6 protein-coding genes, 9 pseudogenes, 1 riboswitch and 1 other annotated feature are annotated in these 24127 nt (G+C 59.8%); of the genes and pseudogenes, 8 read left to right on the top strand and 7 right to left on the bottom strand.

Annotated features, from left to right (window positions below; translation table 11 throughout):
* Positions 1 to 6: 6 nt before the first annotated feature.
* A riboswitch (TPP riboswitch) is annotated at positions 7 to 123 on the bottom strand.
* A 223-nt stretch (positions 124 to 346) separates the two neighbouring features.
* The 4 genes and pseudogenes from NKI18_RS21235 to NKI18_RS21220 form a co-directional block, all read right to left on the bottom strand.
* Positions 347 to 1289, bottom strand: a pseudogene (locus NKI18_RS21235) (ATP-grasp domain-containing protein); the annotation flags it as partial.
* Positions 1290 to 1406: 117 nt separating this feature from the next.
* Positions 1407 to 3941, bottom strand: coding sequence for a two-component system VirA-like sensor kinase (locus NKI18_RS21230; RefSeq protein ID WP_352859937.1), 2535 nt, complete (start codon positions 3939 to 3941; stop codon positions 1407 to 1409).
* A gap of 641 nt (positions 3942 to 4582) precedes the next feature.
* Positions 4583 to 4947 (bottom strand): annotated as a pseudogene (locus NKI18_RS21225) (type IV secretory system conjugative DNA transfer family protein); the annotation flags it as partial.
* A gap of 774 nt (positions 4948 to 5721) precedes the next feature.
* Positions 5722 to 12492 carry a Ulp1 family isopeptidase gene (locus tag NKI18_RS21220; RefSeq protein ID WP_353020367.1) on the bottom strand — a complete coding sequence of 2257 codons (6771 nt, stop codon included), beginning with the start codon at positions 12490 to 12492 and terminating at the stop codon, positions 5722 to 5724.
* Positions 12493 to 12850: 358 nt separating this feature from the next.
* Between NKI18_RS21220 and NKI18_RS21215 the strand changes: the two are divergent.
* Positions 12851 to 13582, top strand: a pseudogene (locus NKI18_RS21215) (TnsB C-terminal domain-containing protein); the annotation flags it as partial.
* Here NKI18_RS21215 and NKI18_RS21210 read toward each other — a convergent pair.
* A pseudogene (locus NKI18_RS21210) lies at positions 13581 to 13886 on the bottom strand (IS6 family transposase); the annotation flags it as partial. The pseudogenes NKI18_RS21215 and NKI18_RS21210 sit on opposite strands and share 2 nt — an antisense overlap.
* 295 nt (positions 13887 to 14181) lie before the next feature.
* Between NKI18_RS21210 and NKI18_RS21205 the strand changes: the two are divergent.
* The 3 genes and pseudogenes from NKI18_RS21205 to NKI18_RS21195 all read left to right on the top strand — a co-directional run bounded on the left by NKI18_RS21205 (position 14182) and on the right by NKI18_RS21195 (position 15703).
* Positions 14182 to 14559, top strand: a complete 378-nt coding sequence (locus NKI18_RS21205; RefSeq protein WP_352653415.1) for a flagellar export protein FliJ — start codon at positions 14182 to 14184, stop codon at positions 14557 to 14559.
* 200 nt (positions 14560 to 14759) lie between these two features.
* Positions 14760 to 14959, top strand: a pseudogene (locus tag NKI18_RS21200) (DUF1403 family protein); the annotation flags it as partial.
* 49 nt (positions 14960 to 15008) lie between these two features.
* Positions 15009 to 15703 (top strand): annotated as a pseudogene (locus tag NKI18_RS21195) (IS6 family transposase).
* Between the two features lie 127 nt (positions 15704 to 15830).
* Here NKI18_RS21195 and NKI18_RS21190 read toward each other — a convergent pair.
* On the bottom strand, positions 15831 to 17750 hold the full coding sequence (locus NKI18_RS21190) for a potassium transporter Kup (protein WP_353020365.1): 1920 nt from the start codon (positions 17748 to 17750) through the stop codon (positions 15831 to 15833).
* Positions 17751 to 18253: 503 nt separating this feature from the next.
* On the opposite strand from NKI18_RS21190, the pseudogene NKI18_RS21185 reads away from it, so the two are divergent.
* Positions 18254 to 19177, top strand: a pseudogene (locus NKI18_RS21185) (IS3 family transposase); the annotation flags it as partial.
* Positions 18537 to 18653 (top strand) — a sequence feature (AL1L pseudoknot). It overlaps the preceding pseudogene by 117 nt.
* Before the next feature lie 7 nt (positions 19178 to 19184).
* On the opposite strand, the pseudogene NKI18_RS21180 reads toward NKI18_RS21185, so the two are convergent.
* A pseudogene (locus NKI18_RS21180) lies at positions 19185 to 20580 on the bottom strand (IS30 family transposase).
* A 30-nt stretch (positions 20581 to 20610) separates the two neighbouring features.
* Between NKI18_RS21180 and NKI18_RS21175 the strand changes: the two are divergent.
* The 3 genes and pseudogenes from NKI18_RS21175 to virD4 all read left to right on the top strand — a co-directional run.
* Positions 20611 to 20913, top strand: a pseudogene (locus tag NKI18_RS21175) (integrase core domain-containing protein); the annotation flags it as partial.
* A 211-nt stretch (positions 20914 to 21124) separates the two neighbouring features.
* Entirely contained in the window at positions 21125 to 21985 is an 861-nt protein-coding gene (locus tag NKI18_RS21170) for a hypothetical protein (RefSeq protein WP_353020363.1), read from the top strand.
* Positions 21986 to 22232: 247 nt separating this feature from the next.
* On the top strand, positions 22233 to 23978 hold the full coding sequence (gene virD4 / locus NKI18_RS21165; RefSeq protein WP_352621496.1) for a type IV secretion system ATPase VirD4: 1746 nt from the start codon (positions 22233 to 22235) through the stop codon (positions 23976 to 23978).
* Positions 23979 to 24127: the final 149 nt, after the last annotated feature.

The raw sequence follows: 24127 nt of genomic DNA, 5'->3' as shown, positions 1-24127 counted from the left end.
AACTCCCGCAAAGCGCTTGCACCGTCCCTACGCCAGTATGAACTGGATCAGGTTCAACGGGTCACTGCGCCACGAAAGCCAGCAGTATCTCAGCCCCTTGCCGGGACTCCCCTGGTGAATGCCTCAAGTTGAACGGGCCGGGGTTGTCTTGTCAAGCGCATGTTCGTCCTGCGGCGGCGGTGGGCGGCAATCAAATTGGGCCCAAATTGGGCCGACGGCCTCGCCACGGGTCGCGGAGAAGTTCCGCGGGAGATAGGGCAGGTGTGGCCAAAGCTGCATTTGCCTCATCAAACTTGATGTGACATTGACGTAGACGGAACTGCTGCGTTTCAAGGATCTTAAGCCGTCAATGCCTGATCGGAACAGAACTGGTGGGCCGCCCGAACGCCCCACAAACATCGTGCTCTCGATCACCTCCTATTGTCGCCGGAAAAGGGGTGATCGACCAATCGATCAAGTCGACCGCTCGCTGAAGGGCGCCCTCGGTTTCAGCACGGCTGGGCGAAGTGGCAATGACATGTCCAATCCAGTCTCGGAAATCCCCCTTCCTGACGATCGGTGTCTTGGGTTCAACATTCAATTTGACCTCGGCCACACCTGATATAGCAGCTGCCTGAGTGTCGCCACCAATCCAGTCCAGGGTGCCATCTTGATCAGGAAGCAGGAATCGCGCGGCCGCAGTATGCGAATGCTTTTTGCGCAGATCCCATTCCTCGCCAATTGACAAGCTTGATGTGCTCGGTGACGAGGTCGACACCGTAAGCTAACTGGACCAGTTGAGGGTCGGGCGCGCCACTAAGACGCGGATTGACTTCAATGACAACTGGACCGCGTTTCGTGCACCGGAGTTCAATGTTAGTTGGCCCCCAGCCAAGGCCGAGAGCCCGCAAACAGCTCAACGAAACATCGGCGATGCGCTCACGCTCCTGATCGGTTAGCAGGGCCGGATACGTCACCTCACGTATGACGAAATGGGGGAGGGGACCAAAGTCATTGGCGCAAATCGCAACGACCTCATTCCCCATAACATTAATGCTATAGAACGGGCCCTGTGCGAATTCTTCGACGAGTATTTTCGGTGTAGACCGCCATATGTGCTTTCCGCCCAATAGATAGGTCGTATGTTCGGCTACGTCTTCGAGGCTGCGGCACAATCGGACACCCATGCTGCCGCTGCCTAATGCCGGCTTAAGAATCACGGGCAGGCCGATCTCTGCAGCCGAGCTTTCTACCTCCGCCGCATTCGTTGCCAACCGATAAGCCGGTATTGGAACGCCGGCCTGCGCGAGGAACTCGCCATGAGCCGGGTGCGCAGCGATCGTCCGACGCTCTTGTATTTGCTGGATCCCAGCCGGCTCCGCCTCCGACTGCCTCGGTAGCTCGGTATCCTGAGCGCGTCGGCGGCATCATGCCATTATCATCCTACGAATTGCATGCTCCATCGTCCTGGACGAGACCGGTTTGGCTAGCCAAAGGACGAAGGTCTGATTACCAGATGTGATCGGCATGGGGTCGCTTCCACCAACGACGATGATGGGCACCGTCATCAGGGTGGTACGTACGGCTTCGGGCTGTCCTGGCCCGAGGAAAGTCGCTTTATCGAAAATTAGGAGGTCGGCTGCCTTCCCGCTCTCGATCCAGTCGCAAAGACTTTCGAAGGTCGCGAAGCCGACAGGCTTATAACCAAGCGCGGCGATCTTATCGTTGTAGATCTCCAACGCTGCTGGATCGGGCTCCACGACTGCAATGATTTCTCCGTTGCCAAGTGATCCATCGCATGGGCCGAAAGCGCTATCAGCTCTGACCTGCTCCTCAGCGCAGGCCGGTAAGTAGAGATCGAAGCGTGTACCTCGGCCAACAGCCGAGGTGACGTCAAGGCATCCTGCGAGCGCGCTCACATGGCGGTCCACTGCAGCAAGACCCAGTCCGGTCCCGCCGACGCGAGAGCGCGTGGTAAAAAAGGGCTCAAAGATATGCGGAAGCACCGAACTTGCGATTCCTTGGCCATCGTCGCTGATGGAGAGGAGAACGTAATCTCCCGGTTTCAAGGTGCCCTTAGCCACGGGCTTCGTTTGACAGACGTGAGCGCGAGAAACGCTAATCTCGACACGGCCCTCATTCAAGAGAGCCTCCGACGCGTTCTTGCATAGATTCATAAGGATCTGCTGTATCTCGGTCGGGCTGCCCTCGATCACCGTTTGCCACTCGTTGATCTTGAAGTTCAACTGAACATCCACACGAAGTGCAACCCGCAGCAATGGCGCGAGATCCATTACACTCTCCGAGACGTCGAAAGGCATCGCCACGCGCTTCCGATTTCGGCTTAGTGACAAAATTTGGTCAATAATCAGTTTGGCTCGGTTGCTGGCCAAGATAATTTGGCCGATGTGGCCCCGAATTCTCGAGGGGCGACGCACAAGACCTTTAGCCATCTCTGCGTAGCCGACTATTGCTCCTAGAACATTATTGAATTCATGTGTAACGCCGCTTGCGATTGTGCCGACAGCCGTCAGCCTTTCCGCATGCTCCCATCGACTCTCAAAAAGGTTACGTTCCGTGTGTACACGTTGCATTTCAAGATGGTTGCCTAAACGCACAGTAGCGCTCGCCAGAACCAGGAGGTCGTCTGTGGAGGGTGGTGAGCGATCTCCTTCAAAAACAAGGATACAAACCGCAGCCTGCTGATCGGAGGCCCTGCAACCAACAATTTGACAAACACCGGTAGTGCCTACGGCAGTCCGAACCACTTCCGACGCGGGAACGACGCGAAACACTGGCTGTTCCGGGTGTACAAGTGAGACGACTTCATTGATTAGCGTGGCGTTCCAGACGCGCATGCGCTTGTTCGCGACAAAGTACTCGGTATTCCTGCTGATACTCGGATCCACCAGAGCAAGCGCGCATTGATCCGCATTGAAAACGCATTGAATGAGTCTAAGCGCTGCTTCGGTGGAGAAGCGCCGCGAAGCCTTCGTTGCTTGACTGTCGATGAAACAAGCTTCGATCTCACTCATCGCCGCTTCAAGCTCTAACCGCCTTTCCAACCGGTTCGTCCGCACATGCAGCGTGGAGGCTCGAATGGTCGCAAACAAGCAGAGGCATATGGACACCAAGCCAAAGAAAAGTCGTGTACGCTGCGCTTGCGCGCTGGCGAAGCTGTAGGCTTTCAGATGTTCTCGCTCCAATTCGGCAGCCTTGGCGAACGTGTCGAAGGATGGGATCCGATTGACAGCGCGGTCCAACCTCAACATTGAGGACAGGATAGCGCGGCCCTCGCGGGCAACATCCTCCGTGACTTGGTCCTGGCTAGGAGGAAGTCGGCGGAGAGACTGATCGATTTGTAATGCGAGGCTGAATCCCGGTCTGGCCGAAAATTGAAGGATCAGATTGGAAAATTCAGGCCTGTTCGACACTCCCCCCCGAAGGCGATTAGCCGAGCGAGCAAAGCGTACGAGAGAGCTTTGCAGAAGCTCATTTTGCGCGGCCGAGGCCGAGATGGCAGCTTCTGTGTTTTCGAGGGACTTTTTGAGCTGTGCAACCAACCTGGAGTGCACCCCGGAGCTCTCATTGGGCGAAATCTCAACAAGGCGTTGGTAGTTTTGAAGGTTCCTTTTTAATGCTTGCCCGGTAGAAGCAACGGAACGGAAGTCCAATACCATGTCGGCGCGGGCGACGTCTCGCTGGAGCAATGCGTAGTTGATCTGAATCGTCCGCAGTTCGCTTAGGACCGCCTCGTTGATCTGGGGGTCTTGCCACTGTATCGCGACCAAGAGCGCAACCGAGGCCACTAGGGCCATTACAGAAGCTTTGTCGGTACTGAGCCATTTTTCCCAAACGAACGGCGTTTGATCCGCGGTGCGTGCCTTGCGAAGGTCCGATTTGAATTCTAGCTCCCCATCGCGTCGGTGTGCGGCCGGATGCTGCTGGAACAGGAAAGCCAAGTGTACCTCTCCCCTCAAATAGGCGGTGTAGACACCGTTGCACTCTGCCCCCATGGCCCGCTGACCTTCCATTGATTCGCGGGCGTTTCGACCTCGACGGCGAGGCGGCAGCACAAGGCGGGCAACTGATCGCAGTTTTCGGAACTGGTCTTCCGAGAGATCATCGAAGGGGCATACAAGCGCACGCCTGCAGCAGCCGAGGATGATACCGGCCGGTCAAACGCAACTGGCGAGGGCCGGATCTGCTGTTGGCTGGCAGCTAACACTGGCGGGGCGGCGGCCTCAACTCCGGCGTGCCTAGAGCCGGCTGCTGCGAAAGCGTCCGACACGCTTCCCTTGGGGGCATCCCGTCCAGCGGGCATCCTTGGATCGCTGAAAAAAGACGAGGCGGCTTGATGATCCTGCCCTCGCTGAAGCACCTCGCGAAACCCCTGTTCCAGTCGCAGAAGCTCCTCTGGACCGGTAGGCGGCTCGTCAGCTCGACCATCGAACAGCGGCCGGAGCGCCTCGGACACGTGCTGCTCAAAGCCCACTCGCCGGGCCTGGACCGCTTGCCCGTCTTCCAAGCCGGCGTCCTGCACCTGCGACAAAGCTGTTACACGGGATGGATTACTATTTCGCGGGTTCATACTAGCCTCACATCAAACTGTATCGTCAAAGTCCTGCGCCAATCCACGCAGCGGCTCATCGAGTTTTTCTGTGGAGAGCCCCCCGTCTGCTTTCGTCAAGGGCGTCGGCTCCGGGAGGGCGCCTGTCTGGCTTTCAAAGATGCGTTTCAGAATGCGATCGGAAAAATATCGCACCTTCCTCAATTTTAATGGTGGCAGACCTTGATGAGAACGATTTCGTACTCGTCATTGAGCAGCCGCACCTGTTCGGGACGCAACAGCGGTGCACCTTGATGTGAATTCTGAACGTTCCTTCGCGCCTGGCTGTAGGAAATCGATTGGGCTTGAAATGTGAATCCACCGATAGCTTTGGAAATGTAGTTCGGAGTCTCGTCATCTACCTCGATGTTCCTAGAAGCGCGCCGGCAGCCCGGGCGGGGGGCTTGGGGTTAGACTGCCGGCCCACGCCACTCAGAAAGAGCGGCCTCTTTTCGCGGTTCGGACACCCATAGTCAACCCGGCAACGTCTGGATGCCCGCTGTGCTTTTTGCAGAGCGGCGATGCCGGGCATATCGGCCGATCCTGTCTAGGATGGTGTGGCCACTCTCGTCGGCCGAGTTGATGCTCCAGCCAGTATCGCCTTGCCGACCAGCATGAGTTCGCCGTTAGCAATCCATCGTTGCGAGCCGAGACCGAGGTAAAAAGCGCGTGTTATCGACTATGTAGCTGACGCTCCCGCTGACGCCTTCGAGTGCGCACGCTATGCCCCGTTCGCACCCTCTTGTGAATAGTACTGCGCCATGCACCTGAAACCGCCTCCTGGGGCCAGGCTTGCTGATTCAACACGATTGATCCGACGCCAAGGGAAGCGGTTTCGAGGTGCCGCAACGCGTACATGATGATGGCCGCCGCGGGGGCCTCGCGGACTTCGAGAACCTTTTCACCGGTTGAGATGTGTTCGAGCCCGGTTGCTGACATACTGGCTCTTGCGGCTGCTGATCGACTTCAGTGCTCGTCGCGATGCCGCAAGCGATTTTTTGCGGCAAATGACCTTTCCGAAAAGTTTGCGACAGAACCCGCCGACGCCGCTCTCATCGAAGCGGATGAGGCTCAGCGGCCTCCCCTGTCCGACAATTTGCGTCGGTTTGGCGATTTGACCCCAGCCATGGAGCTCAACGCCCCGCGTCGGAGCGCTCCCTGCTTCTGAAGGAAGCCATTAGGTCCGCTCGGGCTTGATCGGAGGCTTGGCTGATGGACGTCGTGGTTGCTTCGCTCAGTTGCCGCCCCATGGCGCGGCTTTGCGGATTATCAGTCCTCTGCCTCTTCGCCGGTCTCAACAGCGCTGTGTAATGTTCATTGTTTATGATGACGCCCCCGCTGTTCACGAGGTTGCTCCTGTCAAGTGTACTCGTCAGTCCGTCCTGGGCCTCGCGCTTCTTGCCCAAGTGCCGTTCAAACGGCGCTGGCGCGACTTGTTGAGCTCGAGAGATGGGTCCCTGCTCTCCTGCGTGGCCATGAGCTTGTGCCGCGGTCTGCGCAGCGGCGTCCCCAATGGCACGAGCCTCCATGCCGACTGCGTCTTCCCGACGAGCAGCAAGGGCAATTTTGCGCCCGGGTGCGAACTTCCGGAGATGAGCTAGTGCACTGATCCCAGCGGAGTTCATATAGCGCTTGGCATCTTCATCCAGCGACCCCTCGTGAAGCCGATCCGCAATCCGCGGCTTTTTGTTTTCAACCAGGCATTGACTAAAACGTCTAAGAGCAGACCCATAGACCTGAATGGTACTGGGATTCGGCCCGGTCGCAGGCGCTCCCTTGTACTCTTTGATGAGAGCCGCTGTGTACTCTCTGATGAGCGCGGCGTCGGCAGGGTCGGGATTCAGGACAGCGCGGCCCAGCACTGGCGCTCCGCCCGCCCACGTTTTGAGACGACCCAGTGACCCAGCCACGTCCGAGGAGCCACTCTTGCGCTGGTACTCCTTGAGATCCGGATCCAGCGACTCCTCGTGAAGCCGAGCGGCAAATCCCGGCTTGTTGTTTTTAAAGAGCCAATGACCAAAGCCGAGAAGAGAATCTACATGGCGCTTGACCGTGCTCTCCTGGACCTTACCGGCATAGAGTGCTGACCTCAGCCCTTCGACAACGGTCGCATCGTTGGAATAAAGAGGACGCTTGTCGTGACCGGAGACCACTATTGGAGGATCTGGCTGCACCGCCGCCGGCACAGAACGAGCATGGTCACGCAACTCGAACGGTGCGGGGGGATTCAGATCAACCAATGACGAATCCGGCGCATCATGATGGCGCGCTGTTGAGTGACCCGGCTGCAGCACCGAGGCACCTAGCATCGACCCACTGCCTCCGGCGTACGGCGCCGCGGCGTGTTCTTGTCCGCTCCCTTGCATCATGGGCTGCGCTTCCCATGGCAATGCACCCACTTGACGGGTGGGGGCCTGCATCAGCACGCGAGCGCCTGAATTGCCGATCTCGCTCAGCTGCGGCTCAGTGGCAACGTCCTGCAGACGACTGTTCAGGGTCCTTTGCCTCTTCGCTGGTCTCAACTCCGCTGTATCATGCTCACGGTTGATGAGGACCTCCTCGCTTGGTAGCCGGTTGCTCCTGTCCTGTGCAGGGATCCGCTCGTCCAGCGCGCGCTGGTCGCCGTGGCGCCCGCTCAGGGGACGAAAGGACCCTGCGGGATCCGAGGCTTGGTGATGGGGCCCAGTTGGCACGAAAGACGATGGCAGAACAGCGGCGTCTTCATTAGCTTCCCCAGGGGGGAGATTCTCCGGCCAACTGAATGTCTCCTGCGGCCCGCTGCGCTGCGCAGCGGCGTCCCCCTTGCTCTCAAGACTTTGAAATTTAAATGGGTCCCCGGGAGCAACGTCTGGCGCTGACTGGCCGAGCCGCTTGATCTGCTGGGGAAACGTCCCAACGGGGCTTTCCTTAACCGCGTCTCGGGCCTGTCGGTCCATGAGTTCAAAGTTCGTGAGATTATTTGCCGTTCCGAATGTATCGTCACCCCTGAGGCGGGTTTGTAGTGCCTGCCGATTGACGACGAGGTTGTTGAGGTTCACGTCTGGCAGGTCTGGCTGCGATCTTTGCAATCGCCCAACCAGCGCCCGCGTGCCGTCCACCACGTGGACTCCGCAATCCACCTCGTTTCTCTGCTGGGCGATGCGGGGTGAGTCCACGCGGGTCTCCAGGCTGACGCCCAGATTTTTTGCGAGCTTTTTTGCAAGCGGGTCATGCCATCCGCTGACGGAGTCATAATGATAGGCAACCGGCCGTTCCCGGTCGCTGCGATCAACGAACAGCAGCGACCAATGGGTGCCGCGCTCCGCAAGAGTCTTACCGCCATCGCTCACTGGCACGAACAGGAAGTCGGCTGTGTCGTTACCGTTCTGATTATGGACGATGCGCTGGAATGCGCTTAGCCTGTCGCTCTTGGAGCCCAAGCGCAGATGATAATTGGCTACGAGGGGATCCACGAACCGCGTCCGGGCGGCGAGATCTGGATTGTTCCCCTGCAACTCCTGCTCCAGGAGCTGGTAATCCCTCTGGATATGTTCGTCGCCTAGCAATTCCAATGCGCCGAGCACCCGCCCGTCTTTAGCTTTCCCAGGGGGCTTCTCTGGCCGACCCAATGCCTCCTGCGGCCCGCTGCGCTGCGCAGCGGCGTCCCCAATGGCACGAGCCTCCATGCCGACTGCGTCTTCCGGACGAGCAGCAAGGGCAATTTCGCGCCCGAGTTCGGGCTTCCGGAGATGAGCTAGTGCACTGATCCCACCGGAGTTCACATAGCGCTTGGCATCTTCATCCAGCGACCCCTCGTGAAGCCGATCCGCAATCCCCGGCTTGTTGTTTTCATGCAGGTATTCACTGAAACGTCTAGGAGCAGATCCATAGGTCTGAATGGTACCGGGATTCGGCCCGGTCGGCGCTGCCTTGTACTCTCTGATGGGAGCCGCTGTGTAATCTCTGATGAGCGCGGCGTCGGCAGGGTCGGGATTCCGGACAGCGGCGCGGTCCAGCACTGGCGCTCCGCCCGCCCACGTCTTGAGATGACCCACTGCTCTAGCCACGTCCGAGGAGCCACTCTTGCTCTCGTACTCCTTGAGATCCGGATCCAGCGACTCCTCGTGAAGCCGAGCAGCAAATCCCGGCCTGTTATTATCAAAGAGCCAACGACCAAAGCCGAGAAGAGAATTTACATGGCGCTTGACCGTGCTCTCCAATGCTGACCTCAGCCCTTCGACAACGGTCGCATCGTTGGAATAAAGAGGACGCTTGTCGGGACCGGAGACCCCTATTGGAGGATCTGGCTGCACCGCCGCCGGCACAGAACGAGCAGGGTCACGCAACTCGGACGGTGCGGGGGGATTCAGATCAACCACTGACGAATCCGGCGCATGATGATGGCGCGCCGTTGAGTGACCCGGCTGCAGCACCGAGGCACCCAGCATCGATCCACTGCCTCCGGCGTAGGGCGCCGCGGCGTGTTCTTGTCCGCTCCCTTGCACCATGAGTTGCGCCTCCCATGGCGATGTATCCACTTGAGGGCCGGGATCATGCACTGGTTCGTCCATTTGCTTTTGCAACCGAGCCCACCTTTCGGCCACCGCGGCCTCGCCAACCGCGGAGGGCGTCTCCTCAGCCCTGGCGAACGCTGGCCCGGCAGGCGCCGCCGGCACAGAACGAGCATGGTCACGCAACTCGAACGGTGCGAGGGGATTCAGATCAACCACTGACGAATCCGGCGCATCATGATGGCGCGCCCTTGAGTGACCCGGCTGCAGCACCGAGGCACCCAGCATCGACCCACTGCCTCCGGCGTAGGGCGCCGCGGCGTGTTCTTGTCCGCTCCCTTGCGTCATGAGTTGCGCCTCCCATGGCGATCGTAGAAGGTCCGCGTGCGGAATCGAGTCGAAATATCCCGACAAATCAGCGTCGACCGTCTGCTTTTGCAACCGAGCCAGCCTTTCGGCCACCGCGGCCTCGCCAACCGCGGAGGGCGTCTCCTCAGCCCTGGCGAACGCTGGCCCGGCAGGCGCCGCCGGCACAGAACGAGCAGGGTCACGCAACTCGGACGGTGAGGGGGGATTCAGATCAACCACTGACGAATCCGGCGCATGAAGATGGCGCGCCGTTGAGTGACCCGGCTGCAGCACCGAGGCACCCAGCATCGACCCACTGCCTCCGGCGTAGGGCGCCGCGGCGTGTTCTTGTCCGCTCCCTTGCGTCATGAGTTGCGCCTCCCATGGCGATCGTAGAAGGTCCGCGTGCGGAATCGAGTCGAAATATCCCGACAAATCAGCGTCGACCGTCTGCTTTTGCAACCGAGCCAGCCTTTCGGCCACCGCGGCCTCGCCAACCGCGGAGGGCGTCTCCTCAGCCCTGGCGAACGCTGGCCCGGCAGGCGCCGCCGGCACAGAACGAGCATGGTCACGCAACTCGAACGGTGCGGGGGGATTCAGATCAACCACTGACGAATCCGGCGCATGATGATGGCGCGCCGTTGAGTGACCCGGCTGCAGCACCGAGGCACCCAGCATCGACCCACTGCCTCCGGTATGCGGTGCCAGGTGCTCGCCACTGCCTCCGGCGTACGGCGCCGCGGCGTGTTCTTGTCCGCTCCCTTGCATCATGGGCTGCGCCTCCCATGGCAATGCACCCACTTGATGGGTGGGGGCCTGCATCAGCACGCGAGCGCCTGAATTGCCGGTCTCGCTCAGCTGCGGCTCAGTGGCAACGTCCTGCAGACGACTGTTCAGGGTCCTTTGCCTCTTCGCTGGTCTCAACTCCGCTGTATCATGCTCACGGTTGATGAGGACCTCCTCGCTTGGTAGCTGGTTGCTCCTGTCCTGTGCAGCGATCCGCTCGTCCAGCGCGCGCTGGTCGCCGTCGCGCCAGCTCAGGGGACGAAAGGACCCTGCGGGATCCGAGGCTTGGTGATGGTGCCCAGGCACGAAAGACGATGCCACAACAGCGTCGTCTTCATTAGCTTCCCCAAGGGGGAGATTCTCCGGCCAACTGAATGTCTCCTGCGGCCCGCTGCGCTGCGCAGCGGCGTCCCCCGTCCCAACGGGGCTTTCCTTAACCGCTTCTCGGGCGTGTCGGTCCATGAGTTCAAAGTTCGTGAGATAATTTGCCGTTCCAGATGTATCGTCACCCATGAGTCGGGCTTGTAGTGCCTGCCGATTGACGACGAGGTTGTTGAGGTTCAGGTCATCTGGCTGCCATCTTTGCAATCGCCCAACCAGCGCCCGCGTGCCGTCCACCACGTAGACTCCGCAATCCCACCTGTTGCTCTGCTGGGCCATGCGGGGTGAGTCCAGGCGGGCGCCCAGCCTTTTTGCGAACTCTTTTGCAAGCTCTTTATTGTATTCCCCGGCGGAGTCATAATGATGGGCAACCGGCCGTGCCCGGTCGCGGCGATCAACGAATAGCAGCGACCAATGGGTGCCGCGCTCCTCACGAGTCGTACCGGCATCGCTCACTGGCACGAACAGGAAGTCGGCTGTGTCGTTACCGTTCTGATTATGGACGATGCGCTGGAATGCGCTTAGCCTGTCGCTCTCGGAGCCGAAGCGCAGATGAGAATGGGCTACGAGGGGATCCACGAACCGCGTCCGGGCGGCGAGTTCTGGATTGTTCCCCTGCAACTCCTGCTCCAGGAGCTGGTAATCCCTCTGGATATGTTGGTCGCCTAGCAATTGCAATGCGCCGAGCACCCGCCCGTCTTCATTAGCTTTCCCAGGGAGCTTCTCTGGCCGACCCAATGCCTTCTGCGGCCCGCTATGCTGCGCAGCGGCGTCCCCAATGGCACGAGCCTCCATGCCGACTGCGTCTTCCGGACGAGCAGCAAGGGCAATTTCGCGCCTGAGTTCGGACTTCCGGAGATGAGCTAGTGCACTGATCCCACCGGAGTTCATATAGCGCTTGGCATCTTCATCCAGCGACCCCTCGTGAAGCCGAGCCGCAATCCCCGGCTTGTTGTTTTCAACCAGGTATTGACTAAAACGTCTAAGAGCAGATCCATAGGTCTGAATGGTAGCGGGATTCGGCTCGGTCGCAGACGCTGCCTTGTACTCTTTGATGAGAGCCGCTGTGTATTTTCTGATGAGCGCGGCGTCGGCAGGGTCGGGAGTCAGGACAGCGCGGCCCAGCACTGGCGCTCCGCCCGCCCACGTCTTGAGACGACCCACTGCTCTAGCCACGTCCGAGGGGCCACGCCTGCTCTCGTACTCCGAGGGGCCGACCCTGCTCTCGTACTCCTTGAGATCCTGATCCAGCGCGTCAAGCCGAGCAGCAAATCCCGGCCTGTTATTATCAAAGAGCCAACGACCGAAGCCGAGAAGAGAATTTACATGGCGCTTGACCGAGCGCTCCCCGACCTTACCGGCATAGAGTGCTGACCTCAGCCCTTCGACAACAGTCGCATCGTTGGAATAAAGAGGACGCTTGTCGTGACCGGAGACCACTATTGAAGGATCTGGCTGCACCGCCGCCGGCACAGAACGAGCATGGTCACGCAACTCGACCGGTGCGGGATTCAGATCAACCACTGACGAATCCGGCGCATGAAGATGGCGCGCCGTTGAGTGACCCGGCTGCAGCACCGAGGCACCTAGCATCGACCCACTGCCTCCGGCGTACGGCGCCGCGGCGTGTTCTTGTCCGCTCCCTTGCATCATGGGCTGCGCTTCCCATGGGGCCGCGGCTTCGATGAGGCTCAGGTCTCCCTGAGACGGATGAGGATGGAACGGGTCTGGCAGAGCCGGAACGCCGGGGGCCGGAATTTGGGCAGCGGCTCGGCGCGCCTCGCCCAAGCGCTGCTCAAAGCCCGCTTGCCCGGCCTGTGCCGCTTGCTCTTGAGATGCCGGGGGCTGCACCTGCCGCCAAGCTGTTACATTGGATAGGTCAAATTTGTGCCGGTTCACGCTAGCCTCACGTCCACAGATCAGCTGAGCAACCTACTCGGGCATACTTACGAGAAGCTGACGAGGTCCGCGGTCCCGAAGCGGGTAGGCCTAATTTTCTGCGCGCCGATTGCGCTGGCGCGACGTAGCCCGGCCTTTTGCCAGCTCGGCAGCTACGGCTCGCAAAGAGCGTCGTAAGCTTGCGGAGCCGCCCCTCAGCTCCCGTCGAGGAGCAATCCACAATTCACATATTGGAGATGGCTCGCTGGTTTACCGGTGTCGCTTTTACTTCCCGATTTCAAACAGGGAAAAGTTAGGTGTTGTTTAGGTTTTAGCGCTACGACAGCCCCGATTTTCCGCTAACGATTTCATTGGTCATTTGCCGAACCGATTACACAACCGAAAAGCAACTCCTTCCCCATCTCTCTCCGATGAAGCATGGTCCGCGGCACGTCGTGTAGCCCGCGAGCTGGATAAGATCCTCGATGGTGCGGGGCCCCGTCAGGCGCCGATCGAGCGGGCCGCCGCGGAGCTGCGCCTGTCGACCCGCCAGATCTACAATCTGCTGGCGCGCTACCGCATCGACCGGACCGTGACGTCGCTGCTGCGCGACGGGGACGGGACTCGGAAAAAGCGCCTTGACCAGGGTATCGAGGAGATCATCGTGAAGACGCAGTGGCTCGTGCTGGAGGCTCCGCCGCTCGCTCCCGTCGTGGCCGAGGTCCGGGCTCGCTGCGAGGAGGCCGGCCTGGCCACTCCATCCTATCTCACCGTCGCGCGTCGCATACCCTCGCTGTTCAGCCCCGAGGAGATCGCGAGGAAAAGATCAGCGAACCCGAAGCATCTTCAACGGCTCAAGGCGCGGCCGGGTTACATCCATGCCACGCACCCGCTGGATGTCTGCCAGATCAATCACACACCCACCGACATCAACTTCGTTGAGGTCGTCGACGGTGGTGGAACCTTCATCGGCCGCGCATATCTTACGATCGTTAGCGACGTGGCGACGCGCTGCATTCTCGGCTTCTGCCTCACCCTTGAGAAGCCATCGGCGCTGTCGGTCGCGCTCTGCCTCGCGCAGGCCATGTGTCCAAAGGAGGCATGGTTGGCCACGCATCCTGGTCGACGGCGCGCCACAACCAAAGCTTTTTGCCGGGCGATGGTGACGACCACTTCGTTCAGGTACCAGACATCATTCCGGCACGGCGGCTTGCGGCGCAAGCAGCGAGCGCAGTCCGGCCCGAACTTGATGCCCCACCGGCGACTTGTCTCATACGAAACCACGATGCCGCGTTCCAGCAGCATTTCCTCCACCAGGCGCAGGCTCAGCGGAAACCGGAAATAAAGCCAGACCGCGTGGGCGATAATAGGCGGCGGAAATCGGGGGGCGTGTAGCTGACGGCGGGCGTATTCATGCCCCCCGGCGTCCATGTCGCAAATCTTGACGATTGCTTTGTGTGTCAAGCCCGCCGCAGGTCTCAACGCGTTCATATGCAGACATTGTGAAAATCGCCCTATTCCGCCTTTTTTTACCGCCCCTTAAGTCCCCCGCTCGCATGCTTGTCGATGCCATTGAACTCATAGCCATCGGCCAAGGATTTTGGAAAATATGTTTCCGCTCGCAGCAGAAAACGTGAGAGTCGCTGTAGGCCTAACGTTAAGGGGAGAGAGCGGTTTGATTGGACGAAATGGGTACCGGAGTACCGAGTCATGAAGCCACGAGGTAATCTGGTCCGACTGAAGCAATTTCAGGTGAATGAGAAGCGGCGACAGTTGCACCAGCTAGACATCATGATTGCCGATTTCGAACGCATGGCGCGAGAACTGGACTTCCAGATAAACGCCGAGGAAACGAAGGCCGGCATCTCCGATGTCAATCATTTCGCTTATCCGACGTTCGCCAAGGCCGCTCGCCTACGTCGTGACAACGTCAAGAATTCGCAATCGGACCTTCTGCGGCAGAGAACCGCAGCCGCGCAATGCCTCGCCGAGGCTGAAGCAGAGCTCTCCAAGGCGCAAATGCTAGAATCGCGCAGCGGCAGAGGCCACGACCTCGAACCCGGCAACCGAAGCGCCATGATCGGCTGAGCCGGACGGCTTCAGCGCGCCTCAATTCGCGACACCGACTGGCCGTTGGCGCGCGAGAGGCGTGCGGGCATTGTAAAAATATCAGCGTCTTGATGCAGCGATAGCTGGCCGGGACGGCTGTCATGCTGCGGCGACATACGCGATTTTGTTCCAGATTTGCATAGCGGCGTTACGCAAGTATTGGGGGAAAGTGGAACTGGTTGGCAATCGGAGCATCGGTGGAGACGAACCGCTGCCGGCGGACCGGCGCCTGGCGGCAACGCCTGGCGCTTTCGGCGGCGGCGGTAACGGCAAAGCAGGCTGGCCGCGTCGAGGATGAAGCGGCCCCTGCGCGATGCCGTTCTGCTCACGGCCGGGAGACGGGGTCGGCCCCGCCGGCCGGATGCTGCTCGCTTGGCGCGGCACCGTAAAGTCAACCGACAGCTATGAAGATGTGCGTACATTGGGCCATGTCAGAAGTTGCTCGTGGTCCGCTCTATGGTCGCCACCGCTTTCCCCCGAGATCATTGCGCACGCGGTATGGCTCTACTTTCGCTTTCCGCTCAGCCTGCGCATGGTTGAAGGCATGCTGGCGGCCCGCGGCATCATCGTCACGCATCAGACCGTTCGAAGCTGCGCGGAGAAATTCGGACGGAATTTCGCCCGAGAGATCAAGCGACGGTCAGCCGGCTGCCTGGGCGACAAATGGCATCTCGACGAATGTGTCGTGGCTATCAGTGGCAAGAAGCAGTGGCTCTGGCGTGCCGTCGATCAGGACGGCTTCGTCCTCGAAGTGCTGGTACAAAGCCGCCGAAATGCCAAGGCGGCAAAGCGTCTGATGCGCAAGTTGAAGGCTCAAGGGCAGACACCACGGATCATGATCACCGACAAGCTCCGATCCTATGATGCCGCCATGCGCGACCTCATGCCCGGCGTCGAACACCGGTCGCACACAGGCCTGAATTATCGAGCGGAAAATTCGCACCAGCCGGCCCGACGACGCGAAAGGATCATGAAACGCTTCAAGTCGGCACGCCAGCTTCAGCGGTTCGTTTCCATCCATGATCCGATTGCCGACCTGCTCCACTTTCCCTGCAATGCGCTGTCATCGGCTCAACATCGAGACCTGCGTAACGCCGCCATGCATTGTGTCGCCACAGCGTGACAGCCGTCCCGGCCAGCTATCGCTGCATCAAGCCGCTGAAACTTACAGTGCCGGGCGCGCTGCTACCTGAATTTCCTTACCGCTCAATCAATGTGACAGCACCGATTCTTCTCAACCGCGGCATGCCCTAAATCGTCACTTGCGTTCCGATCTCGACGACGCGTCCGGTCGGGATCTGGAAATATTCGGTCGCATCGGCGGCCGTGCGTGCCAGGCCGATGAACAGCTTGTCCTGCCACACCGGCATGCCCGAATTGGGCGAGGCTTTGAGCGAGCGCCTCGACAGGAAGAAGGATGTCGTCATGATGTCAAACTTCCAGCCTTGCTTGCGGCAGGTCGCCAGGGCGCGCGGAATGTTTGGCTGTTCCATGTAGCCGAAGGTCAGCGTCACCCGCATGAACAACTCGTTGACTGTCTCCATCTTGACCCGCTCGCTGTCGGGCACCAGCGGCTGCGGCGCGGTGACCACCGAAAGAATGACGTTCTGCTCGTGCAGCACCTTGTAGTGCTTCAGGCTGTGCATCAGCGCTGTCGGCGCGCTTTGCGGATCGCTGGTCAGGAACACGGCGGTGCCGGACACCAGCTGCGGCTTCTTCTTCAACAGATTGCCGGCGAGGAAATCGAGCGGGATTTCGTTGCGCCGGGTCTTGTCGAACAGATAGCGGCTGCCGCGCACCCAGGTCCACATCGCCAAAACGATGGTGAAGGCCACCGCAAGCGACGCCCAGCCGCCCTCGAACACCTTGACGATGTTGGAGGCAAAGAAGCCGATGTCGATGAACGCGAACACCGCCGTCATCGCCACCGCCACCCACAGGCGCCATTTCCAAATGCGCGTCATGACGACGAACAGCAGCACCGTCGTCACCAGCATGTTGCCGGTCACCGAGATGCCATAGGCGGAGGCCAGCTTGCTCGATTCGCCGAAACCGACGACCAGCAACATCACCGCCAACGCCAGCAACAGATTGACGCGCGGCATGTAGATCTGGCCCGACTGCCGTTCCGACGTGTGCAGGATTTCGAGGCGCGGCAGCATATTGAGCTGCACCGCCTGCCGGGTCAGCGAGAAGGCGCCGGAGATGACCGCCTGGCTAGCGATCACCGTCGCCGCGGTTGCCAATACCACCATCGGGATCAGCGTCCAGCCTTCGTTCATCTCGAAGAATGGATGGCCGACGACGCCGTTCTTGGCCAGCACGAAGGCGCCTTGCCCGGCATAATTGAGCAGCAGGCAGGGAAACACGATCGCCAGCCAGGCCAGCACGATCGGCTTGCGGCCGAAATGGCCGAGATCGGCATAGAGTGCTTCGGCGCCGGTGACGGCGAGGAAGATGGCGCCGATGGTCACGAAAGCGACGTCGGGCGAATTGATCAGGAAGGCGACGATGTAGTGCGGGCTCACCGCCCACAGGATTTCTGGATCGGCGATGATGTGGTTGAGACCGCAAAGGCCAATTGCCAGGAACCATACGGCGGTCACCGGGCCGAACACCAATCCCACCCCGCCGGTGCCAAAGCGCTGCACCGCGAACACCATGGCCAGGATGACCAGTGTCAGCGGCACCACATAGGGCTGGAAGGTCGGCGTGACGACGTTCATACCCTCGACCGCCGACAGCACCGAAATCGCGGGCGTGATGACCGCGTCGCCGAAAAACAGCGAGGCGCCGACGATGCCGATGCCCAGGATCACCGCCGACCGCTTGGGGAAACTGCCGCGCGCTAGCGCCATCAGCGACAGCACGCCGCCCTCGCCGCCGTTATCGGCGCGCAGCACGAACATGATGTACTTGATGGTGACGATGATAGTCAGCGACCAGATGATCAGCGACAGCACGCCGAGGATATCGCCGCGCTCGGCGACATTGCCGCCCGACGACGCCACCAGCGCCTCACGGAACGCGTAGATCGGGCTGGTGCCAATATCGCCATAGACAACGCCGAGCGCGCCTAGCATCAGCACCTTGGTGCTGTGCTGTTCGATTTCGGGATGGCTCGATTGTTCGACGGGTTCTGCCTCGCTACCAGCATTGGTAAGGGCCATGGACGACACTCCGATAAGGGGCGGCCCTCTACCTTTGCTGCACTGCAATATCAAGTGCCGCGACGTAATGGCTCCGTATGCGGACCGCATTTGTTGCCGCACCGGCGGATTGTCTCATACGAAACCACGATCCCGCTCCCGGGCCATTTCCTCGACGAGACACAGGCTCAAGGGGACCTGAAGGAGGGCCAGACCGGATGGGCGATGATCTGCGGCAGGAAACGATGGCGCTGCTTGTAGCTGACGGCATATCTTTCTCCTTTGTGTGTCTGCCAGACGAGCGGGCGGGCACGGAAGTGGTCGCGCTCTGGCTGCCAGACATACTCGTCCAACCTGATGAAAACCTGACTTGTACACCCAGCCCAAACAGGTGCGAGGGGTCGGTCTATTACCAAAGGCTCTGAGGGCTGATTCTCTAGGGTTCCCGCCCAGATTGATCCGTGACCCTTGTTGTGAACCGCGCCGGGTTGATCGGAGGCTCCAACTCCTGAGAAGGTGGAACCATGACAAGCAAGACGACCAACAAGTTCTCTCCCGAGGTCCGGGCCCGCGCGGTGCGGCTGGTTCTGGATCACGAACGCGAGCATACGTCGCGGTGGGCGGCGGTTTCATCGATCGCCGCCAAGATCGGCTGCACGGCGCAGACGCTGCATGAGGGGGTGGAGAAGGCCGAGCGCGACAGTGGCGTGCAAGTCGGTGTGCCTACGGATGTGGCGACGAAACTCAAGGCTCTGGAAACGAGAACCGCGAGCTTCGCCAGGCCAACGAGATCCTTCGCAAGGCTTCCGCGTATTTTGCCCAGGCGAAGCTCGACCGCCGGTTCAGGCCACGATCGCGTTCATCGACGATCACCGCCAGGCGCATGGGGTCGAGCCGATCTGCAAGGTGCTGCCGATCGCCCCGTCGACCTACCACGACCATGTCGCCAAGCGCATCGACCCCTGCCGGCTCTCGGCTCGGGCAAGATGGGATACAGCCTCGAAGGATGAGGTCCGACGGTTTGAGGCGAACTTCCGCGTCTACGGCGTTCGCAAGGTCTGGCGGCGGTTGCGTCGCGAGGGCTTCGACGTCGCCCGCTGCACGGTTGCCCGCTTGATGAAGGCCATGGGCCTCGAAGGCATCGTCCGCCGATCCGCACTACGGTGAGCGACAAGGCCGCACCTTGCCCTCTCGACCACGTCAACCGCCAGTTCCACTGCTCCGCGCCGAACATGCTGCGGGTCTCCGACTTCACCTGCGTCGCGACCTGGACGGGCTTCGTCTATGTCGCCTTTGTCATCGACACCTATGCCCGTCGGATCGTCGGCTGGCGGGTGAGCCGGACGGCGCATGCAGCCTTCGTTCTCGATGCCCTGGAACAGGCTCTCCATGATCGGCGGCCCGTGCAGGGAGGCGGGCTCATCCATCACAGGGATAGAGGCAGCCAAGGCGGATTCAACCGGTCGTCGCAACACCGGCATCATACTGTCCCCCAAGGAGCTGGTCGAGGACTTCGGCAGGTGTTTTACAGCCGAGCGTTTTGCGCGGTCTTGTGTTGATAGCATGGGCGACTGCGTCCAGTTCCCGGGCTGTGTGCCGACTGAGATCCGTGCCCTTTGGAAAGTACTGTCTCAGCAAGCCGTTGGTGTTTTCGTTGGAGTCTCGCTGCCACGGGCTTGGGGATCGCAGAAGAAAATCTCGAGCCCGGTGTCGATGCGCAGGTCGGCTGCTGCGCCATTTCCGCTCCATGGTCCCAAGTCAGCGACTGACGCAGTTGCTCGGGAAGTTTGCCCATGGATCGGGCTATGGCTCTGCGGACTGCTTCAGCGCCGTGGCCGGCAAGTGGTGGACCGTTCTTGATGCGCATGCTCTGCTGATAGCCATGCATGCGCGGCAGGTGAAGCACGCATTGTGAAGCGTGAACTTCGTTCCACGAGCGTACCGATCGCCTAGCTTCCGAGGCCAAGGATGAGGTCGCCTTCCCAATGTCCGGTGACAGCCCGATCGGCAATTTCGGCCGGACGGTCGCTTATTATAAGGGCGTCTCCAACGAAGGACTTGTTGCGAACTCGGGCCCGTTCGGTACGCGCAACGCTCGGCCTGAACGCAGACATGCGGTAAGTCCTCGGCGCAATGCTCCGCGTCCTTGAATGTACAAGGACTGATAGATCGTCTCTTGGCTGATCCGCATGGTTTGATCCTCTGGGTAATCGATCTGAAGCCGATTTAGCGATCTGCTCGGGGCTCCAGGCTGCCGACCACCTCCGGCTCTGTCGTTTTTTCCATACCCACATTGGGGCCCTCGAATGAGGCGCCATTGGGGTTGGTGACTTTGCCGGCCAAGCGCTCCTCAACATATTCACGCAGAGCCGGATTGACCGCCAGCTTGCCAGGAGGCCGCCGGGACTCACGATCGGCGTGCCATTGGGCGGCACTGGCCGGTAATCCAGATTGCCGCTGCGCGTCGCGGCATTGCGCCTGACCTCCCGCGAGATTGTGCTCGGCGGCCGACCTAGCTTACGAGCAATGGCCCGGATGCCGATCCCCTTAGCAAGCTCAAGCGCAATATCCTCGCGGTCCCGAAAGAAAGATATCGCCCCGAAGGCGGCTTCGCCCACGGCGCCAAATGCGTTGGCGGCATCCCTCCTGCACTCCGAAACCAGCGCGGACCAAGAGGCGTTGATGTACCGGCATCCAGTGCGGCCTCCTCGCTCGAATGTCCCAAGGCAATAGCTTGCCAGAACCGGAAGCGATTCTCACGCTGCCAGGCAGGCGGACGCCCGGGCGAATCCAGCTTCTTTCGAGTGCACCGATCTAAGCGCGTTGGTGAACCGTCATTGCAACCTCCAATCCCTTGGTGTTGCGACGACCGGTTGAATCCGCCCAACACGTCAGCATTCAATACACCGAGCGCTTGGCGGAGGCCGGCGTCGAACCCGCAGTGGGCAGTGTCGGCGACTCTTTCGATAATGCTCTCGCGGAAACGATCAACGGTCTTTACAAGGCCGAGGTGATCCATCGACGCGGACCCTGGCGCTCATTCGAGGCCGTCGAGTTCGCCACGCTCGAATGGGTCGACTGCTTCAACAATCGCTGGCTGCTGGAGCCCATCGGCAACATCCCGCCGGCCGAAGCCGAGGAACGCTACTACGCCATGTTGGATGAACCAGCCATAGCCGCGTGACTCAAACGAAACGGCCTCCGGAATGCCCGGGGCAGTTCACATCGCATTTGATGCCAGCTTCATCGTATTTTCTTCGGCTTGGACGGGCACTTGGCAGACCCACAGAGCTGGGAACCCTTTGCCATACTACAACTGTAACATCATATCGGTTTAGCAGGTCAAGCTTCGGTGGTAACCTCATTGGGTAGAATAACTACTTTGGAGGCGAGCAATGGATCGCGATAACAAACGGGCACGTGCAGCTGCAAGATCTTCTCAAGGCGTGGGGAGCAGTAGCCTCCGTGACGTTCCAGAGGGGCCATTGAGCGATGTTGCAGAACGGCTGGTAACCGCTAACCCGCGCGATACAGCGCGAAATCTTGGGGGCTTCAAAGGCCTCGGGACGCACGAGCGAACAGCCGTTCGGGGCACTCAACCCGGGCCAGAAACTGACCTCGCGAGATTTGAAAGGCGGGCCAATCAGCTTGGACGATCAGCCATCGATCTGGCCGAGAAATTAACAGCCGGATTGGGGTACACCCCGGATGACGTAGCGTTGCAGCAAGTCAGAGCGGTCAGTAATGTATGCCATTACCTAACGCCAGGGATGCAAGATGCTATTGTTAATCGCATTGGCAACATGGAGCCGTCGTCGCAAGCTCTCGGAGCTCTTTACGTTGCGCCACACTTCAGTAAGTTTAATGACGAAAATAAATCTCGCATTCTTGATCAGGCCATTGGATTGGCTTCTGATCCGGATGTCAATGTCAAGTTGACAGCATCCAATGCTATTCTCAACGCGTATCACCAGTTCGACGCAAATCAACAGGCCCAAGCTCACTCAGTTCCCGGCATGCAACACATCTTGCCGCACATGCCGCCGCCGCAGCATGCAGCAGAGGAACGGAGTGCGAATCTGGACGGCCACATAGCAGGTATTGAGGCTGCAGTCCGTGATACAGTAAGCCCGCAAACCTCCTATGAACAGCTGCAGCGGGGTGCTCAAGTCGGGCAGTCCATAAGCCACACCTACAATCACGCCCGAGAGGACCTAATGGAGGCCACCAGAAGCAGAGATCGCTCCGGCCGTTGAGGTCTCGGCCATGGTACAGTGACGCTTTCTCTCCCGAATTCCGTTTACGGCCTTGCCGTTTCCAATTCGCTGGCCGTTGAGGTACCTGCTTAGTGTAACTTTCAAAAACCACGTCTGCCGGGTGATGCGCTGCAAGCATCGCACCACCCGCTGCGGCATCGATCTGTCGAGCGGCGACATCGCGCGACGTCGGTTCGGTCTCTGAAGCACGCGCAGCATTAGCTACGGCTAATCCGGCAATGGAACAATGCTTTCAACAAAAACGACGCCCCCCAACATAGCCATTAGCATCGCGTGCTCACTCGCCGTGGGCTTCTGTGCGGCAAGTCTTTACGCAACCTTCCGCCACGGCGGTAGCGGCGAGGCTCTGATGGCGTTTGATGTCCGTGCCTTTTGGTTTGAGACGCCCTTCTATTTGGGTTTCGCAACCCCCGTTTTCTATCGGGGCGCGGCTATCGTGCTCTCGACGTCCGCGGTCGTCTTGCTGATTCAGCAGATCGTATTGCGCCGCAAGCTCGAACACCACGGGACGGCTCGTTGGGCTCGAGTGGATGAAATGCGACGCACGGGATATCTGCGACGATACCGTGGCGTGACAGGGCCGGTGTTTGGGAAGACAAGTGGCCCTTTCTGGCCTGGCTACTACCTGACCAATGGCGAGCAGCCTCACAGCCTCATCGTTGCACCGACCCGCGCTGGCAAGGGCGTCGGCATAGTCATTCCAACGCTACTTACATTCAAAGGCTCGGTGATAGCTCTGGACGTCAAGGGGGAGCTCTTTGAGCTCACCTCGAGGGCGCGCAAAGCCGCAGGTGACGACGTGTTTAAATTCGCGCCGCTGGATTCGGAGCGGCGCACAAACTGCTACAATCCGCTGTTGGATCTTATAGCGTTGCCTCCACAGCAGCAATTCACCGAAGCCCGCCGCTTGGCCGCAAACCTGATTACGGCCAAGGGGGAGGGCGCGGAAGGTTTCGTCAGCGGCGCGCGAGATATCTTTGTCGCGGGAATCCTTGCCTGCATCGAGCGGGGCACGCCAACAATCGGCGCCGTCTATGACCTCTTCGCCCAGCCGGGGGAGAAGTTTAAGCTCTTCGCGCGACTCGCCATGGAGACCCAGAACAAAGAGGCACAACGCATCTTCGACGACATGGCGGGGAACGATACGAAAATCCTAACCTCCTACACTTCCGTGCTCGGCGATGGCGGGCTCAACCTGTGGGCGGATCCCGCTGTAAAGGCGGCCACAAGTCGCTCGGACTTTTCGGTCTATGATCTTCGCCGTCGCAGAACGTGCATCTATCTTTGCGTTGGTCCGAACGACCTTGAGGTGATCGCGCCTTTGATACGTTTGTTTTTTCAGCAAATCGTTTCAATTCTGCAGCGGTCGCTGGCCCGTCGGGATGAAAAGCACGAGGTTCTCTTCCTGCTCGACGAGTTCAAGCACTTGGGTAAGCTGGAGGCGATCGAGACCGCAATCACGACTATCGCGGGCTACAAGGGGCGTTTCATGCTCATCATCCAAAGCCTTTCGGCACTGACGGGGGCTTATGGAGAGGCTGGCAAGCAGAATTTTCTCAGCAATACCGGACTGCAAGTGTTCATGGCCACGGCTGATGACGAGACTCCGAACTACATTTCCAAGGCCATCGGTGAATACACGTTTGAAGCCAAATCGATTTCCCACAGCCAGGCGCGAACGTTCGACTGGACCATTCAGAATTCACATCAAGGTGCACCGCTATTGCGTCCCGAACAGGTTCGGCTGCTCGATGACGACTACGAGATTGTTCTTATCAAAGGTCTGCCACCATTAAGATTGAGGAAGGTGCGTTATTTCTCGGATCGCATTCTGAAACGCATCTTTGAAAGCCAGACAGGCGCCCTCCCGGAGCCGGCGCCCTTGACGGGAGCAGAGGAGGCGCTCTCCGCCGAATCTCAACTCGATGACCCGCTGTGTGAATTGGCGCAGGACTTTGACGATACAGTTTGATGTGAGGCTGGTGTGGACCCCGCGAAAAAATCCATCGCGTGTAACAGCTTTGTCGCAGGTGCAGGACGCCGGCTTGGAAGAGGGGCAAGCGGGCCAAGCCCGGCGAGTGGGCTTTGAGCAGCACGTGTCCGAGGCGCTCCGGCCGCTGT

The sequence above is a fragment of the Mesorhizobium sp. M0800 genome, assembly GCF_040320095.1.
In the GTDB taxonomy this organism is placed as follows: domain Bacteria; phylum Pseudomonadota; class Alphaproteobacteria; order Rhizobiales; family Rhizobiaceae; genus Mesorhizobium.
Note: the sequence above shows the minus strand (reverse complement) of the source record. Positions and strands in the feature narration are given on the sequence as shown.

Excerpts from the sequence above, each read along its gene's own strand:
- NKI18_RS21170 (WP_353020363.1), top strand. The coding sequence starts at position 21,125 with ATGGATCGCGATAACAAACGGGCACGTGCAGCTGCAAGATCTTCTCAA.
- virD4 (WP_352621496.1), top strand. The coding sequence starts at position 22,233 with ATGCTTTCAACAAAAACGACGCCCCCCAACATAGCCATTAGCATCGCG.
- NKI18_RS21205 (WP_352653415.1), top strand. The coding sequence starts at position 14,182 with ATGAAGCCACGAGGTAATCTGGTCCGACTGAAGCAATTTCAGGTGAAT.
- NKI18_RS21190 (WP_353020365.1), bottom strand. The coding sequence starts at position 17,750 with ATGGCCCTTACCAATGCTGGTAGCGAGGCAGAACCCGTCGAACAATCG.